Genomic DNA, 15,030 nt, shown 5'->3' with positions numbered 1-15,030 from the left:
AACAGTTAAATACAGGGGGATCAAAAAAAATGGAATCATTGAAAAACGCTAAATAGTATTTACGATCAATATTGATTTGTTGCCAGTAAAACTAAAGTACAGGCAACTTCTGCTTCGATATTATTCTGCTCCAACAATTGATACAATTCAGGATTTTCTGTTCCGGGATTAAAAACTACTCTTTTAGGCTTCGTTTCGATGATATAATTATAATACTCTCTTTGACGAGCCGGATTTAAATACAATGTTACAGTATCAATGTTTTTAACGGGAATCGCTTTTGTCTGAATTTTTACCCCGGCCACTTCTCCCGTTTGCTGGCCTATAGCAACAACTGCATGCCCTTTTTGGGTTAACATGTTTATTGCTTTAAAAGCATAACGATCTGGTTTGGTTGTCGCCCCAAGTAATAATGTTTTTTTGTTTTCCATCATTTTTAAAAATATATCACAAAAGTACTCAAAACGAACGATTCCAAATTATCTTATTGATTTATAATATTATCTCAAAAAACAATATCATAACTTTATTTTCCTTTTAAATATTAAAATTTATTTACTTTTACTTCACTAACCTACATTTTATGGACTTGTTTATTTATCTTTTTGCTGCACTATTTTCCGTATTAAACCCAATTGGAACCGTACCTATTTTTGTGGGACTTACACAACATGATTCACAAAAAGAGCGTTCAAGAATTTCTTTATGGACAGCAATTAATGTTGGGATCATTTTATTGGTTTCCTATTTCATTGGGCAGTATGTGCTTACTTTTTTCGGAATCAGTATTGATGCCCTTCGAATTGCAGGCGGAATAATAATTGTGAACTCCGGATTTTCTTTGCTCTCGGGCAAATTCAATAAAAAACGAGGTATCAATAAAAAAATTGAAAATGAAGTACAGCAGAGAAATGACATTGCTTTAACCCCGCTTGCCATTCCTATGCTTGCCGGCCCGGGATCGATTTCATTATTAATTGCATTTTATCAGGAACATCATGACATTGAAGAAATCCTTTTTTCCTGTTTGGCTATTATAGCAATTGCCGCTGTGATTTTTATAATTTTAAAAAGTGCCCATTATCTGGCCCGTATTTTAGGAGCCTCGGGAATTGTTGCTATTTCGAGGATTGTAGGTTTTATCGTAATCTCTATTGGAATCCAGTATATCGTAAGTTCTATCGTCAATATTATTAAAGGTAATTTAATGTAGTTCTTTATTTCAGATGCAAAAAAGGGATATAAACTAAGTTTATATCCCTTTTTTACTTTTTCGAGGTATATTTAATTTCTTGGCAAAAATACTTCAGCCATCATACATCTGGCACTTCCACCTCCACAGGCTTCTATAGTATCCAGACTTGAACTTAAGATTTCAGCATGTTTTTCTAATTGCCCGATTTGTTTTGAAGTAAGGCTTTGATGTGCAGAGGCACTCATTACAATGTATCTTTTATCATTTGTTCCTCTAAGTTCAAGCATATTTCCGGCAAAATTATTCACCTGATCTTCTGTAATCAGAATAATTTCTTTTTTATCCTCTTTTAGGTTATCCAGAACCATTTTGCGTTCCTTTTTATCATCAATACAATCAGCACAAATAACGGCAAAGGTCTCCCCTAAACACATCATAACATTCGTATGATAAATCAGTTTACGTTCTCCGTTTACTGTTTGGAAAGCTTCAAAAATCACCGGCGCATAATCAAAATCTTCACAGAATTCTATAAATAATTCTTCATCAGCGCGGGGAGATAAGGCACAATATGCTTTTCCATTCGCACGATCTAAAAGCAAACTTCCGGTTCCTTCCAAAAAATAACCATCTTCTTCTGCCGATGTGTAATCCATGATCTCAGAAATTTCAAATCCCTTTTCTTCCAAAGTATCCAAAATATCTTCACGGCGCTCCTGACGACGGTTTTCTGCAAACATTGGATAAAGCGCTACATCTCCGTTTTCATGAAACGAAACCCAGTTGTTTGGAAAAATACTGTCCGGAGTATCTGTTTCAAGGGTATCTTCAATTACCGTAACATCAACACCAACAGCTCTCAGTTTTTCAACAAAAGCGTCAAACTCCTGCTGCGCTTTTGCATTTACAGTACTTGGCAATAAACCGTCTAATACTTTTTGGTAATAATTATTTACGGCTGTCTGCTCGTTCATTCTGAAGGCAACAGGCCGAATCATTACGATTGCATTTGTTGTTTGTTTCATTTTATTTATTTTTTTGTGTCAGGTTTTAAGTTTCATGTTGCTGTAACGTGAAACCTGAAACTTTTTTTTAATCTCTAATTAATGGTAATGTCGAACATCTTAACAAACCTTCCTGTTTTGCAATTTCGGCATATGGAATTTCTTCTACAATAAAACCATTTGCCCTAAGCCAGTTATTTAAGCGGGTAAAGTTCTTTTCGGAAACTACTACGTTTTTATCTATCGAAAAAACATTCGAAAACATATTGTACATTTCGTTTCTTTCAATATGAAAAAGGTTTTCTTTTCCAAAAAGATTAACCAAGTACAAGTAATCGGCTTCTTCTCTAAAACCTCTTTTATAAATAATTCCTTTATCGTTTCCAACAGGCTGGAAACAGCAATCCAAATGAAGTGCATTGTCACGAGCTTCTAATTTAGATTTTACTAAATCAAATTCTTTGACAATTTTATTCGGAAATAATGCTTTAATATAATTCACACCATGCATATTGGTTCTGGCTGTGATATAATCTTTATAGTCACTCCCTTTGTAAGTTCCAATAAAAATATGATCATTCCAAAGCATAACATCACCGCCTTCAATATGAACTTCTTCAGGCGGACGTACCACTTTTAATGGATCAATTTGATCGATAACATATTGAATAGCATCTAACTCACGTTCACGATCTGGTAAAATATTCGATTTCACGAAAACGTCATCAATTACGAAACCAATGTCTCTTGCAAAAATCTGATTGTAATTTTCGATCATTTCAGGACGATAAACCGTCACATCATATTTTTGAAAAACAGCATTAAAAGCATCCATTTCAGCAACCATATCTTTCTCGATTGGATATGTCCCTGCTTTAATATGTTCCAACGATTTAGGATCATAGGCTTCGTCTATTGCAGGAGTCGGCCCATTATGAACGGCTGAACCCAAAACTACAGCCCGTAGTCTTGATGTTTCGTTCTTAACATTTAATTGCAACATAACTTTAGTGTATTTTGGACAAAGATAAAAAAAGCTTCACAGTTAAGTGAAGCTTTAGTTTTTTATTTATTAGACTTAAATTCCCTTAAAGGATGTCCTGTATAAATCTGTCTCGGCCTTCCAATTGGCTCTTTGTTTTCACGCATTTCTTTCCATTGTGCGATCCATCCGGGAAGTCTTCCTATTGCAAACATAACCGTAAACATATCTGTTGGAATTCCTAATGCTCTGTAAATAATTCCAGAGTAGAAATCAACGTTTGGATACAAGTTTCTTGACTTGAAGTATTCATCTTCAAGAGCCGCAGTTTCTAATTTTCTGGCGATGTCTAAAATCGGATCTTCAACACCTAAAGTTTCTAATACTTCTGTTGCTGCTTTTTTGATGATTTTTGCACGAGGATCAAAGTTTTTATAAACTCTGTGTCCGAATCCCATTAAACGGAAAGGATCGTTTTTATCTTTTGCTTTTGCTAAGAATTTATCCGTATCGCCTCCATCTTTATTAATTTCTTCTAACATTTCAAGTACAGCCTGATTTGCACCACCGTGAAGCGGTCCCCAAAGAGCAGAAACTCCTGAAGAAATAGAAGCAAATAAACCGGCATGTGATGAACCTACCATTCTTACTGTAGAAGTAGAACAGTTTTGTTCGTGATCTGCATGAAGAATAAATAATTTATCTAAAGCATCAACTACAACAGGATTTACGGTATAAGGTCCTGTAGGCAGTTTAAACATTAACTGCATAAAGTTTTCTACATAACCCGTAGTGTTGTCATAGTAATTTAATGGATAACCCATAGATTTTCTATAAGTCCAGGTTGCAATTACAAGGAATTTCCCCATTGTTTTGCAAATAGCCTCATACATTTCCTTTTCGTTGTCAACATTTACTGCTTTTGGATTAAATGCTGTTAAAGCACTTGTCAAAGCAGATAGCACTCCCATTGGATGAGCTGTTTTTGGGAAACCGTCAATGATATTTTTCATCTCTTCATTTACAAGAGTATGTTTTTTAATACCGTTTTCGAACTGCTCCAATTCTTTGGCTGTTGGTAGTTCTCCAAAAATCAAAAGATAAGAAACTTCCAGGAAACTTGCTTTTTCAGCTAAATCTTCGATCGAATATCCTCTGTAACGCAAAATTCCTAATTCTCCATCTAAAAAAGTAATTTCACTTTTACAAGATCCCGAATTTTTATATCCAGGGTCAAGAGTAATAATACCAGTTAAATCACGTAATTTGTTAATATCGATAGCAGATTCATTTTCACTCCCCGTAATTATCGGAAGTTCAATTTTCTTACCATCTACTTCTAATGTGGCTATTTTTGACATAATATAATCGGAAATAATTCTTTAAAATAATAATTTATCAAATCTAAGGAATTTAAGACTAATTAAAAAAAGAATCCTGCTATGAATTTGTTAAAAGTCCAAAAAAAAACCATTCGTTAGAAAACGAATGGTTTATCTTAATATAACTCTTATAATTATTTAATCTTAAAAGCGTTTAAACCCGGGAAATAAGCAGTACTTCCCAACTCTTCTTCGATTCTTAATAATTGATTGTATTTTGCCATACGATCAGAACGAGATGCTGAACCTGTTTTAATTTGTCCACAGTTTAAAGCTACAGCCAGATCAGCAATAGTATTATCTTCAGTTTCTCCTGAACGGTGAGACATTACAGACGTGTAACCAGCATTTTTAGCCATATTTACAGCAGCGATAGTCTCTGTCAGGGTACCAATTTGGTTAACTTTTACTAAGATTGAATTAGCAATCCCTTTTTCGATACCAGTTGATAAACGAGCCACGTTAGTAACGAATAAATCATCACCTACTAATTGTACTTTATTTCCAATTTTTTCTGTTAAAGCTTTCCATCCATCCCAGTCATCTTCATACATACCGTCTTCGATAGAGATAATTGGATATTTAGCAGCAAGTTCAGCTAAATACTCTGCCTGCTCTTCAGAAGTTCTGATTTTTCCTGTTTCTCCTTCGAATTTAGTATAATCGTATTTTCCGTTTACGTAAAACTCAGAAGCCGCACAGTCAAGAGCAATCATAATTTCGTCACCAAAAGTATATCCTGCTTTTTCAACTGCTAATTTGATAGTATCCAAAGCATCTTCTGTTCCACCTGCTAAGTTTGGAGCAAAACCTCCTTCGTCACCAACAGCTGTACTTAAACCTCTGTCATGTAAAACTTTTTTCAGGCTGTGGAAAATTTCAGTTCCCATTTGCATAGCATGTGTAAAAGAAGTAGCTTTTACAGGGAAAATCATAAATTCCTGGAATGCAATAGGCGCATCAGAGTGAGAACCACCATTGATGATGTTCATCATTGGCACAGGTAATGTATTAGCAGAAACACCGCCCACATATCTGTATAAAGGCAATCCTAATTCATTAGCAGCAGCTTTAGCAGCAGCTAAAGAAACTCCTAAAATTGCATTAGCTCCTAATTTAGATTTGTTTGGAGTTCCGTCTAAATCAATCATTAATTGATCAATTGTATTTTGTTCGAAAACAGAAGTACCAACTAATTCTTCAGCAATAACAGTATTTACATTGTTCACTGCATTCAAAACTCCTTTTCCAAGATAAGCTTTACCTCCATCACGTAATTCAACAGCTTCATGTTCTCCAGTTGATGCTCCAGACGGAACAGCTGCTCTACCTAAAACTCCGTTTTCAGTTACTACATCAACCTCAATAGTTGGATTACCTCTGGAATCCAGAATTTGTCTTGCGTGAACTTTAATTATAATACTCATTATTTTTGTTTTTTATTAATAGATTATAGATTTTTTTTCGAAATTATAAAAATATTTAATACTAAAAATGGTTTTTCTCTATTAAACACCTTTATTTATTAACTACATCGTTTTAGACACAGCTAGTTTTATATTCTCAACAAATTGATCGAACAGATAAGAAGAATCATGAGGTCCCGGACTTGCTTCAGGATGGTACTGAACGGAAAAGCAATTCTTATTTTTCATTCTCATACCAGCTACTGTACCGTCATTTAAATGCACATGGGTAATCTCTAATTCCGGGTGATTTTCTAATTGTTCTTTTTTAACCGCAAAACCATGATTTTGAGAAGTAATCTCCCCTTTACCCGTGATTATATTTTTTACCGGATGGTTAATTCCGCGATGTCCGTTGAACATTTTATAGGTTTGAACACCATTTGCTAAACCAATTACCTGATGCCCTAAGCAAATTCCGAACAAAGGTTTGTCTTCAGCTAAAATCTTTTTAGCAACTTCAATAGCTCCAAACAACGGATCCGGATCCCCAGGACCGTTTGAAAGGAAAAATCCATCCGGATTAAATGAATTTAAATCTTCATAGCTGGAGTTGTAAGGAAACACTTTAATGTAACAATCTCTTTTAGCAAGATTTCTTAAGATATTCTTTTTGATTCCCAGATCAAGAGCCGAAATTTTATAAGTTGCATTTTCGTCACCCACAAAATAAGGTTCTTTTGTTGATACTTTTGAAGCCAGTTCCAAACCTTCCATGTTAGGAACGTCTGCCAGTTCTTTTTTCAAATCCTCGATTGGAGTTCCGTCAGTACAAATTACGGCATTCATTGCTCCGTTGTCACGAATATAGCTCACAAGAGCTCTCGTATCTACATCAGAAATACAAATTAAATTCTGCTTTTCAAAGTACTCCTCAAGACTTCCTGAAGCTCCCGCTCTTGAATAATTAAAGCTAAAGTTTTTACAAACCAGACCGGCAATTTTGATACTGTCTGATTCAACTTCCAAATCATTAACACCGTAATTACCAATATGTGTATTTGTAGCTACCATAATCTGCCCGAAATAAGAAGGATCCGTAAAGATTTCCTGATATCCGGTCATTCCGGTATTAAAACAAACCTCACCGAAAGTTTTACCGCTGATCCCGATAGATTTACCATGAAAAATAGTTCCATCGCTTAGTAATAAAATGGCGCTTTGTCGTGTTGTATATTTCATTCTTTAATTTGTATTGTTTTAAATCGTCTTCTGAAACTTTTAAGGTTTCAACTGTAATTAGATATTTTGCAAATTTACTTCATTAAAAGAGTGCTGACAAGATTTTTTAAAAATTTCATTCATAAAAATAAAACCCTGACAACCAAATAAGTTAAATTTCACTCTTTTAAAAAAATCAAAAAAAAAGGATAAACTAAAAATTAGCTTATCCTTGATTTCTATAGAATCATTACTTTCATAATTATTCAGAAGCTTCAGTAGTCGTTTCTGATTCAGCAGCAGGAGCTTCTGGAGCAGCAGCTTCGGCTTTTTTAGCTTTACCACCACGACGGCTTTTTGCTTTTTTAACTTCTTTTTTACCTCCGTTGTAAAGTTCATTGAAATCTACAAGTTCGATCATTGCCATATCAGCGTTATCTCCCAAACGATTTCCAACTTTAATGATACGAGTGTATCCTCCTGGACGGTCTCCAACTTTAGCAGCTACATCTCTGAACAAATCTGTTACAGCATATTTGCTACGTAAGTATGCAAAAACAACACGACGGTTATGAGTCGTATCTTCTTTTGATTTTGTGATTAAAGGCTCAACGAATTGTTTAAGCGCTTTAGCTTTAGCAACAGTAGTGTTAATACGTTTGTGCTCGATAAGAGAACAAGCCATATTAGCTAACATAGCTTTTCTATGTCCAGTCTGTCTGCTTAAGTGATTGATTTTTTTTCCGTGTCTCATTGCTATTTTAAATTTAACCCGCCGAAGCGGATTGAATTATTCTTTATCTAGTTTGTATTTAGCTAAATCCATTCCGAAAGTTAAATTCTTAACTGCAACAAGTTCATCAAGTTCAGTTAAAGATTTTTTACCGAAATTACGGAATTTCATTAGGTCATTTTTATTGAACGATACTAAATCACCAAGTGTATCAACTTCAGCCGCTTTCAAGCAATTTAATGCTCTTACAGATAAATCCATATCAACAAGCTTAGTTTTAAGCAATTGTCTCATATGCAATGACTCTTCATCATACGATTCTGTTTGTGCAATTTCGTCAGCCTCAAGTGTAATTCTTTCGTCAGAAAACAACATGAAATGATGAATTAAAACTTTAGCAGCTTCAGTAAGAGCGTCTTTTGGATTAATAGATCCGTCAGTTTTAATTTCAAAAACTAACTTTTCGTAATCTGTTTTTTGCTCTACACGGAAATTTTCGATTGCATATTTTACATTTTTTACCGGAGTAAAAATAGAATCTGTAAAAATCGTTCCAATTGCAGCATTCTGTTTTTTGTTCTCTTCAGCAGGAACGTATCCTCTACCTTTTTCGATTGTTAAATCGAAATTCAATTTGATTTTAGAATCTAAATTACAGATAACAAGATCTGGGTTCAGAACTTGAAAACCTGAAATAAACTTCTGAAAATCACCAGCTGTCAATTGATCTTTACCAGAAACAGAAATAGTAACTGATTCATTATCGATATCTTCGATTTGACGTTTGAAACGTACTTGTTTCAGATTAAGGATAATTTCGGTAACATCTTCAACAACACCTGAAATAGTAGAAAACTCATGATCTACACCTTCGATACGAACAGATGTAATTGCATAACCTTCTAACGCTGAAAGCAAAACTCTTCTAAGTGCATTACCAACTGTCAATCCGTAACCAGGTTCCAAAGGTCTGAATTCAAACTTACCTTCAAAATCGGTTGAATCGATCATGATAACTTTATCGGGCTTTTGAAAATTAAATATTGCCATAAATTTCGACTAAGTCAATTATTATTTGTTGTACAACTCTACGATTAATTGTTCTTTAATGTTTTCTGGAATTTGAAGTCTCGCAGGTACAGAAACAAAAGTTCCTTCTTTAAGATCATTGTTCCAGGTAATCCATTCATAAACATGACTTGAATTTGATAAAGAACGCTCGATAGCTTCTAAAGATTTAGATTTTTCACGAACTGCAACTTTATCACCAGGCTTAAGGTGGTAAGACGGAATGTTAACAACTTCTCCATTTACAGTAATGTGTCTGTGAGATACAATTTGACGTGCACCTCTTCTAGATGGAGCAATTCCCATTCTAAAAACAACATTATCTAATCTTGCTTCACATAGTTGTAATAAGACCTCACCAGTTACACCTTTAGTAGCTGATGCTTTTTCGAATAAATTTCTGAATTGTTTTTCTAAAATTCCATAAGAATATTTAGCTTTTTGCTTTTCCATTAACTGAACAGCATACTCAGATTTTTTTCCTCTTTTCTTAGCCATCCCGTGTTGTCCAGGTGGGTAATTTCTTTTTTCGAAAGATTTATCATCTCCGAAGATTGCTTCGCCAAACTTACGGGCGATTTTGGTTTTAGGACCAGTATATCTTGCCATTTTAAAAAAAATTTAAGGTAGAAATTATGAATTCAGGTCTAATCCTTCGATAATCTTTGTTCTACCTTGTTTATACTATAAAAATAAAAAAATTAAACTCTACGTCTTTTTGGAGGACGACATCCGTTGTGAGGCATTGGAGTAACGTCGATAATTTCAGTAACTTCAATTCCTCCGTTATGAATAGAACGGATAGCAGACTCACGTCCGTTACCTGGTCCTTTTACATAAACTTTCACTTTTTTAAGTCCAGCCTCAAGAGCTACTTTGCTGCAATCTTCTGCTGCCATCTGAGCTGCATACGGAGTGTTCTTTTTAGAACCTCTGAAACCCATTTTACCTGCTGAAGACCAAGCAATAACTTCACCTTTCTTATTTGTCAAAGAAATGATAATATTGTTGAAAGTCGAAGAAATATGAGCCTCACCCGTTGATTCAACGATAACTTTACGTTTTTTTGCAGTTGCTTTAGCCATATTACTTATTATTTAGTTGCTTTTTTCTTGTTAGCAACAGTTTTTCTTTTTCCTTTTCTTGTTCTAGAGTTGTTTTTAGTTCTTTGACCTCTCAATGGAAGACCAGATCTGTGACGAATTCCTCTATAACAACCAATATCCATTAAACGTTTGATGTTCAAAGAAACTTCAGAACGTAGTTCTCCTTCAATCTTGTAGAATGAAACAGCATCACGAATCGCTCCGATCTCGTCATCATTCCAATCTTGAACTTTTTTATCCTGGCTAACTTGAGCTTTCTCTAAAATCTCAATAGCTCTACTTTTTCCTAATCCGAAGATGTAGGTAAGTGCAATAACACCTCTTTTGTTTTTTGGGATATCTACCCCTGCTATTCTTGCCATAATTATCCTTGTCTTTGTTTAAATCTAGGATTCTTTTTGTTTATCACGTACAATCTTCCTTTTCTACGCACGATAATGCACTCGGCACTTCTCTTTTTTACTGATGCTCTAACTTTCATACTGAATATCTTTTAATATCGATAAGTAATTCTTGCTTTTGACAAATCGTAAGGGCTCATTTCCAATTTCACTTTATCACCAGGTAATAATTTGATGTAATGCATTCGCATTTTTCCAGAAATATGAGCAATTACAATATGTCCATTTTCTAACTCCACACGGAACATCGCATTTGATAATGCTTCGATGATTGATCCGTCTTGTTCTATTGCTGATTGTTTTGCCATAAATATATTAAGCTACTGCTTTTCTATTTTTACCAGTCTTCATTAAACCATCATAATGTTTGTTTAACAAGTATGAATTGATTTGTTGAATAGTATCTATTGCAACTCCAACCATAATTATTAATGAGGTACCTCCAAAAAACATTGCCCAAGATTGTTGTACATCCATAATACTTACAACAATAGCTGGGAACACAGCAATCAAAGCAAGGAATAAAGATCCTGGGAAAGTTATTAAAGACATCACTTTATCTAAGAAGTCTGAAGTTTCAGCTCCCGGACGAACACCCGGAATAAAACCACCGCTTCTTTTTAAATCATCAGCCATTTTGTTAGTAGGTACAGTGATCGCAGTATAAAAGAATGTAAATACAATAATTAAAGTTGCAAAAACAAAATTATACCAGAAACCAAACATATTACTAAATGCCCCAACAATAGATTGTGATGTATCTGACTTAGAAAGTCCGGCTACAGCTGCAGGGATAAACATAATTGCCTGAGCAAAAATGATTGGCATAACTCCTGAAGCATTAAGCTTAAGAGGAATCCATTGTCTATTACCACCTGCTAAATCCTGCTCATAGTCACCAGTTGTTGTACGACGGGCGTACTGAACCGGTATTCTACGCACTGCCATAGTAAGCAGTACACAAGAAATGATTACTAATAACCACACAATAATTTCAATAACTAACAACATTGGACCTCCATTGTTATTGGTAACTCTCGTTGTAAACTCCTGAATAAAAGCCTGAGGTAAACGAGCAAGGATACCAACCATAATTAATAATGAAATTCCATTTCCAATACCTTTATCCGTAATCTTTTCTCCAAGCCACATAGCAAAAATTGTACCTGTAACTAAGATGATAACAGACGAGAACAAAAATTCAGGTGAATTAAAGCCTAGTAGAAAAGCACTACCAGGCAATGTTCTGTATAAATTATAGATATAAGTTGGACCTTGAACCAGTGTAATAGCTATAGTCAACCAACGAGTGATTTGATTAATCTTTTTTCTACCACTTTCTCCATCGTTTTGAAGTTTTTGTAAATAAGGAATCGCAATTCCCATTAACTGAACAACAATAGATGCAGAAATATAAGGCATGATACCTAAAGCAAAAACTGAAGCTTTAGAGAAAGCACCCCCAGTAAACATGTCTAGGATTGACCCTAAACCATTTTTAGTTTGTCCCGCTAAACCTGTTAACTGAGTTGCATCAATTCCAGGAAGCGTAACATGTGCACCAAAACGATATACTAAAAGCAATCCTAATGTAATTAAGATTCTGTTTTTCAGTTCTTCGATTTTCCAAACATTACTTAGTGATTCAATAAATTTCTTCATCTTAATAGATAAGTTATATAGTTACAGCTTCACCACCAGCAGCCTCGATAGCCGCTTTTGCAGTAGCAGTAAATTTGTGGGCAGTTACTTTTAATTTTGCTTTCAATTCACCTCTACCTAAAATCTTAACGATTTCATTTTTTGAAGCCAGACGGTTTGCTACGAAATCTGTCATAGAAACAGAATCAGTAATTAAACCATTATCTACTAATAATTGAAGCGTATCTAAATTAACACCTTCGTATTCTTTACGATTGATGTTTTTGAAACCAAACTTAGGAACACGTCTTTGAAGTGGCATTTGTCCACCCTCAAAACCAATCTTTTTAGAATAACCAGAACGAGATTTAGCTCCCTTGTGTCCACGTGCAGCAGTACCACCTTTTCCAGAACCTTCTCCTCTACCTACTCTTTTATTTTGATTGTGCGTTGATCCTTCAGCAGGCTGTAAGTTACTTAAATTCATAACAGTATTTGTTATTTAGCTTCTTCAACAGAAACTAAGTGTTTAACTTTGTTTATCATCCCAAGGATAGCAGGATTTGACTCATGCTCCACAACTTGTCCTAATTTACGTAGACCTAAAGCTTCTAAACCTCTCTTTTGAGAAAGAGGACAGTTGATCTTGCTTCTTACTTGTTTTACTAATAATTTAGCCATAATTTCCTTGATTAACCTTTAAAAACTTTTTCTAGAGAAACTCCTCTTTGTTTTGCAACAGTATGAGCGCTTCTCATTTGTAATAAAGCATCAAAAGTTGCTTTAACTACGTTATGAGGATTTGATGATCCCTGAGATTTTGATAATACATCGTGAATACCTACTGACTCAAGAACTGAACGAACAGCTCCACCAGCAATAACTCCAGTACCATGAGAAGCTGGAATTAAGAATACACGTGCACCACCAAATTTACCTTTTTGTTCGTGAGGAACAGACTGACCATTTAAAGGAATTCTCACTAGGTTTTTCTTAGCATCTTCTACTGCTTTCGCAATTGCTTCAGAAACGTCTTTTGATTTTCCTAATCCATGACCCACTACTCCATTTTCATCACCTACCACTACAATAGCAGAAAAACCAAAAGCTCTACCTCCTTTTGTAACTTTAGTAACACGATTTACACTAACCAGACGGTCTTTAAGTTCAAGACCACTAGGTTTTACCAATTCTACATTTTTGTATTTAGACATAATATATTAGAATTTAAGTCCAGCGGCTCTTGCGCCTTCTGCTAATGATTTAATACGACCGTGATATAAATAACCACCTCTGTCGAAAGTGATAGTATCAATCCCGGCTTTTAACGCTTTCTCTGCAACTAATTTTCCAACAGCAGCAGCTACTTCAACGTTAGTACCTTTTCCTATTTCTTTTTCTCTTGAAGATGCAGCTAATATAGTAACTCCATTTACATCATCAATAATTTGAGCGTAAATTTCTTTATTACTTCTAAAAACAGAAAGTCTAGGTCTTGCAGCAGTACCACTAACCGATTTTCTAATTCTGAATTTAATTCTCTGTCTTCTTTCAGATTTTGTTAATGACATAATCTTATATTTTAAGCTGATTTACCTGCTTTTCTTCTTAATACTTCACCCACAAATTTAACACCTTTTCCTTTGTACGGCTCTGGCTTACGGAAACCTCTGATTTTCGCAGCAACTTGTCCTAAAAGTTGTTTATCAAATGATGTTAACTTCACGATTGGGTTCTTACCTTTTTCAGATATTGTTTCTAGAGATACTTCAGGAGCAATTTCTAAAACAATATTGTGAGAATATCCAAGAGCTAAATCTAATTTTTGACCTTGGTTTGAAGCTCTGTAACCAACTCCAACTAATTCTAGTTCTTTTGTGAAACCTTCAGAAACACCCACTACCATATTACTGATCAAAGATCTGAATAATCCGTGTTTTGCTCTGTGGTCTTTATGATCAGATGATCTTTCAACTAAAACCTGATCACCTTCAACGGTTACATTTACGTCCGAAAACTCCTGAACCAGTTGACCTCTTTTTCCTTTTACCGTAATAATACCGTCTTTAACTTCTACAGTTACACCAGCAGGGATTACAATTGGGCTTTTACCTATTCTTGACATCTTATCTAGTGTTTAAAATTAGTATACGTAACAAATTACTTCACCACCTACATTTAACTGCTTAGCTTGTTTCCCAGTCATCAAACCTTTTGATGTAGAAACAATAGCAATTCCTAATCCGTTAAGGATTCTTGGTAATTTGGCAGCACCTGCGTACTTACGTAAACCAGGTTTACTAATTCTTTGGATATCTTTGATTACAGGCTCTTTAGTATCTTTATCATACTTTAAAGCAATTTTGATAGAACCTTGAACTGTGTTCTGCTCAAATTTGTAACTTAAGATATAACCTTGATCAAATAAGATCTTAGTTATTTCTTTTTTAAGATTAGAAGCTGGAATTTCAACAACTTTGTGGTTTGCAGCCACAGCGTTACGAACTCTAGTCAAATAATCTGCAATAGGATCTGTATACATATGTATTTGATTGCGATTATGGTTTTCAGGAAGCACCCGCTTCCTGAACCTTTAATCAATTTATAAACTTTTTTAAATTACCAGCTTGCTTTTTTCACACCTGGAATTAATCCATTGTTAGCCATTTCACGGAAAGTTACACGTGAAATACCGAATTGACGGATATAACCTCTTGGTCTTCCAGTCAATTTACAACGGTTGTGCAAACGAACAGGTGAAGCGTTTTTTGGTAATCTTTGTAAACCTTCATAGTCTCCAGCTTCTAATAAAGCTTTTCTCTTTTCAGCATACTTAGCTACCGTTTTTTCTCTTTTCACCTCGCGGGCTTTCATTGATTCTTTAGCCATGT

Annotated in this window: 22 protein-coding genes; 1 reads left to right on the top strand and 21 read right to left on the bottom strand. The window is 34.7% G+C overall.

Features of this window, described 5'->3' with window-relative positions; all coding sequences use genetic code 11:
* Nucleotides 1–65: 65 nt before the first annotated feature.
* Complete coding sequence (locus tag ACODST_RS11300) at nt 66–431, bottom strand: CoA-binding protein (RefSeq protein ID WP_488932289.1); 366 nt, start codon at nt 429–431, stop codon at nt 66–68.
* 152 nt (nt 432–583) lie between these two features.
* Here ACODST_RS11300 and ACODST_RS11295 point away from each other — a divergent pair, with 152 nt between their 5' ends.
* Nucleotides 584–1,213: a MarC family NAAT transporter gene (locus ACODST_RS11295; RefSeq protein WP_488932200.1), complete on the top strand. Its 630-nt coding sequence runs from the start codon at nt 584–586 to the stop codon at nt 1,211–1,213.
* 71 nt (nt 1,214–1,284) lie between these two features.
* Here the strand turns inward: ACODST_RS11295 and ctlX are convergent, their stop codons facing one another.
* From ctlX to rpsN, 20 genes are all read right to left on the bottom strand, one after another.
* Complete coding sequence (gene ctlX / locus ACODST_RS11290; RefSeq protein ID WP_488932199.1) at nt 1,285–2,220, bottom strand: citrulline utilization hydrolase CtlX; 936 nt, start codon at nt 2,218–2,220, stop codon at nt 1,285–1,287.
* 67 nt (nt 2,221–2,287) lie between these two features.
* Nucleotides 2,288–3,202, bottom strand: coding sequence for a dimethylarginine dimethylaminohydrolase family protein (locus ACODST_RS11285; protein ID WP_488932198.1), 915 nt, complete (start codon nt 3,200–3,202; stop codon nt 2,288–2,290).
* A 62-nt stretch (nt 3,203–3,264) separates the two neighbouring features.
* Complete coding sequence (locus tag ACODST_RS11280; RefSeq protein ID WP_488932197.1) at nt 3,265–4,542, bottom strand: citrate synthase; 1,278 nt, start codon at nt 4,540–4,542, stop codon at nt 3,265–3,267.
* A gap of 155 nt (nt 4,543–4,697) precedes the next feature.
* Nucleotides 4,698–5,990, bottom strand: a complete 1,293-nt coding sequence (eno, locus tag ACODST_RS11275; RefSeq protein WP_278011141.1) for a phosphopyruvate hydratase — start codon at nt 5,988–5,990, stop codon at nt 4,698–4,700.
* A gap of 102 nt (nt 5,991–6,092) precedes the next feature.
* Nucleotides 6,093–7,211, bottom strand: a complete 1,119-nt coding sequence (carA, locus tag ACODST_RS11270; RefSeq protein WP_488932196.1) for a glutamine-hydrolyzing carbamoyl-phosphate synthase small subunit — start codon at nt 7,209–7,211, stop codon at nt 6,093–6,095.
* 241 nt (nt 7,212–7,452) lie between these two features.
* Nucleotides 7,453–7,944, bottom strand: a complete 492-nt coding sequence (gene rplQ, locus ACODST_RS11265; RefSeq protein ID WP_488932195.1) for a 50S ribosomal protein L17 — start codon at nt 7,942–7,944, stop codon at nt 7,453–7,455.
* A 36-nt stretch (nt 7,945–7,980) separates the two neighbouring features.
* Nucleotides 7,981–8,973, bottom strand: a complete 993-nt coding sequence (locus ACODST_RS11260) for a DNA-directed RNA polymerase subunit alpha (RefSeq protein ID WP_008464329.1) — start codon at nt 8,971–8,973, stop codon at nt 7,981–7,983.
* 21 nt (nt 8,974–8,994) lie between these two features.
* The gene (gene rpsD / locus ACODST_RS11255) at nt 8,995–9,600 is read right to left on the bottom strand and encodes a 30S ribosomal protein S4 (protein WP_008464326.1); all 606 of its coding nucleotides are present in this window, start codon (nt 9,598–9,600) and stop codon (nt 8,995–8,997) included.
* 92 nt (nt 9,601–9,692) lie between these two features.
* Nucleotides 9,693–10,076 (bottom strand): 30S ribosomal protein S11, encoded by a 384-nt coding sequence (rpsK, locus tag ACODST_RS11250; RefSeq protein WP_012022477.1) that lies wholly within the window; start codon nt 10,074–10,076, stop codon nt 9,693–9,695.
* Nucleotides 10,077–10,084: 8 nt separating this feature from the next.
* Nucleotides 10,085–10,459 carry a 30S ribosomal protein S13 gene (gene rpsM, locus ACODST_RS11245; protein WP_012022478.1) on the bottom strand — a complete coding sequence of 125 codons (375 nt, stop codon included), beginning with the start codon at nt 10,457–10,459 and terminating at the stop codon, nt 10,085–10,087.
* A 2-nt stretch (nt 10,460–10,461) separates the two neighbouring features.
* On the bottom strand, nt 10,462–10,578 hold the full coding sequence (gene ykgO / locus ACODST_RS11240) for a type B 50S ribosomal protein L36 (RefSeq protein ID WP_002987490.1): 117 nt from the start codon (nt 10,576–10,578) through the stop codon (nt 10,462–10,464).
* A 12-nt stretch (nt 10,579–10,590) separates the two neighbouring features.
* The gene (gene infA / locus ACODST_RS11235; RefSeq protein WP_007136545.1) at nt 10,591–10,806 is read right to left on the bottom strand and encodes a translation initiation factor IF-1; all 216 of its coding nucleotides are present in this window, start codon (nt 10,804–10,806) and stop codon (nt 10,591–10,593) included.
* 7 nt (nt 10,807–10,813) lie between these two features.
* Entirely contained in the window at nt 10,814–12,160 is a 1,347-nt protein-coding gene (gene secY, locus ACODST_RS11230; RefSeq protein ID WP_012022479.1) for a preprotein translocase subunit SecY, read from the bottom strand.
* Between the two features lie 13 nt (nt 12,161–12,173).
* Nucleotides 12,174–12,626 carry a 50S ribosomal protein L15 gene (gene rplO / locus ACODST_RS11225; RefSeq protein ID WP_488932194.1) on the bottom strand — a complete coding sequence of 151 codons (453 nt, stop codon included), beginning with the start codon at nt 12,624–12,626 and terminating at the stop codon, nt 12,174–12,176.
* A gap of 11 nt (nt 12,627–12,637) precedes the next feature.
* Complete coding sequence (gene rpmD / locus ACODST_RS11220) at nt 12,638–12,820, bottom strand: 50S ribosomal protein L30 (protein ID WP_012022481.1); 183 nt, start codon at nt 12,818–12,820, stop codon at nt 12,638–12,640.
* Nucleotides 12,821–12,831: 11 nt separating this feature from the next.
* Nucleotides 12,832–13,356: a 30S ribosomal protein S5 gene (gene rpsE / locus ACODST_RS11215; RefSeq protein ID WP_085949269.1), complete on the bottom strand. Its 525-nt coding sequence runs from the start codon at nt 13,354–13,356 to the stop codon at nt 12,832–12,834.
* Nucleotides 13,357–13,359: 3 nt separating this feature from the next.
* Nucleotides 13,360–13,710, bottom strand: a complete 351-nt coding sequence (gene rplR / locus ACODST_RS11210) for a 50S ribosomal protein L18 (RefSeq protein WP_008464310.1) — start codon at nt 13,708–13,710, stop codon at nt 13,360–13,362.
* An 11-nt stretch (nt 13,711–13,721) separates the two neighbouring features.
* A complete protein-coding gene (rplF, locus tag ACODST_RS11205) occupies nt 13,722–14,264 on the bottom strand; it encodes a 50S ribosomal protein L6 (RefSeq protein ID WP_488932193.1) in 543 nt (180 codons plus the stop codon).
* A gap of 18 nt (nt 14,265–14,282) precedes the next feature.
* Nucleotides 14,283–14,681, bottom strand: coding sequence for a 30S ribosomal protein S8 (rpsH, locus tag ACODST_RS11200; protein WP_008464306.1), 399 nt, complete (start codon nt 14,679–14,681; stop codon nt 14,283–14,285).
* A 77-nt stretch (nt 14,682–14,758) separates the two neighbouring features.
* The gene (gene rpsN, locus ACODST_RS11195) at nt 14,759–15,028 is read right to left on the bottom strand and encodes a 30S ribosomal protein S14 (RefSeq protein ID WP_008464305.1); all 270 of its coding nucleotides are present in this window, start codon (nt 15,026–15,028) and stop codon (nt 14,759–14,761) included.
* Nucleotides 15,029–15,030 lie beyond the last annotated feature (2 nt).

The organism is Flavobacterium sp. FG19, assembly GCF_057809475.1.
The sequence above is the reverse complement of the archived record's forward strand: the minus strand, read 5'-3'. Positions and strand labels throughout refer to the sequence as shown.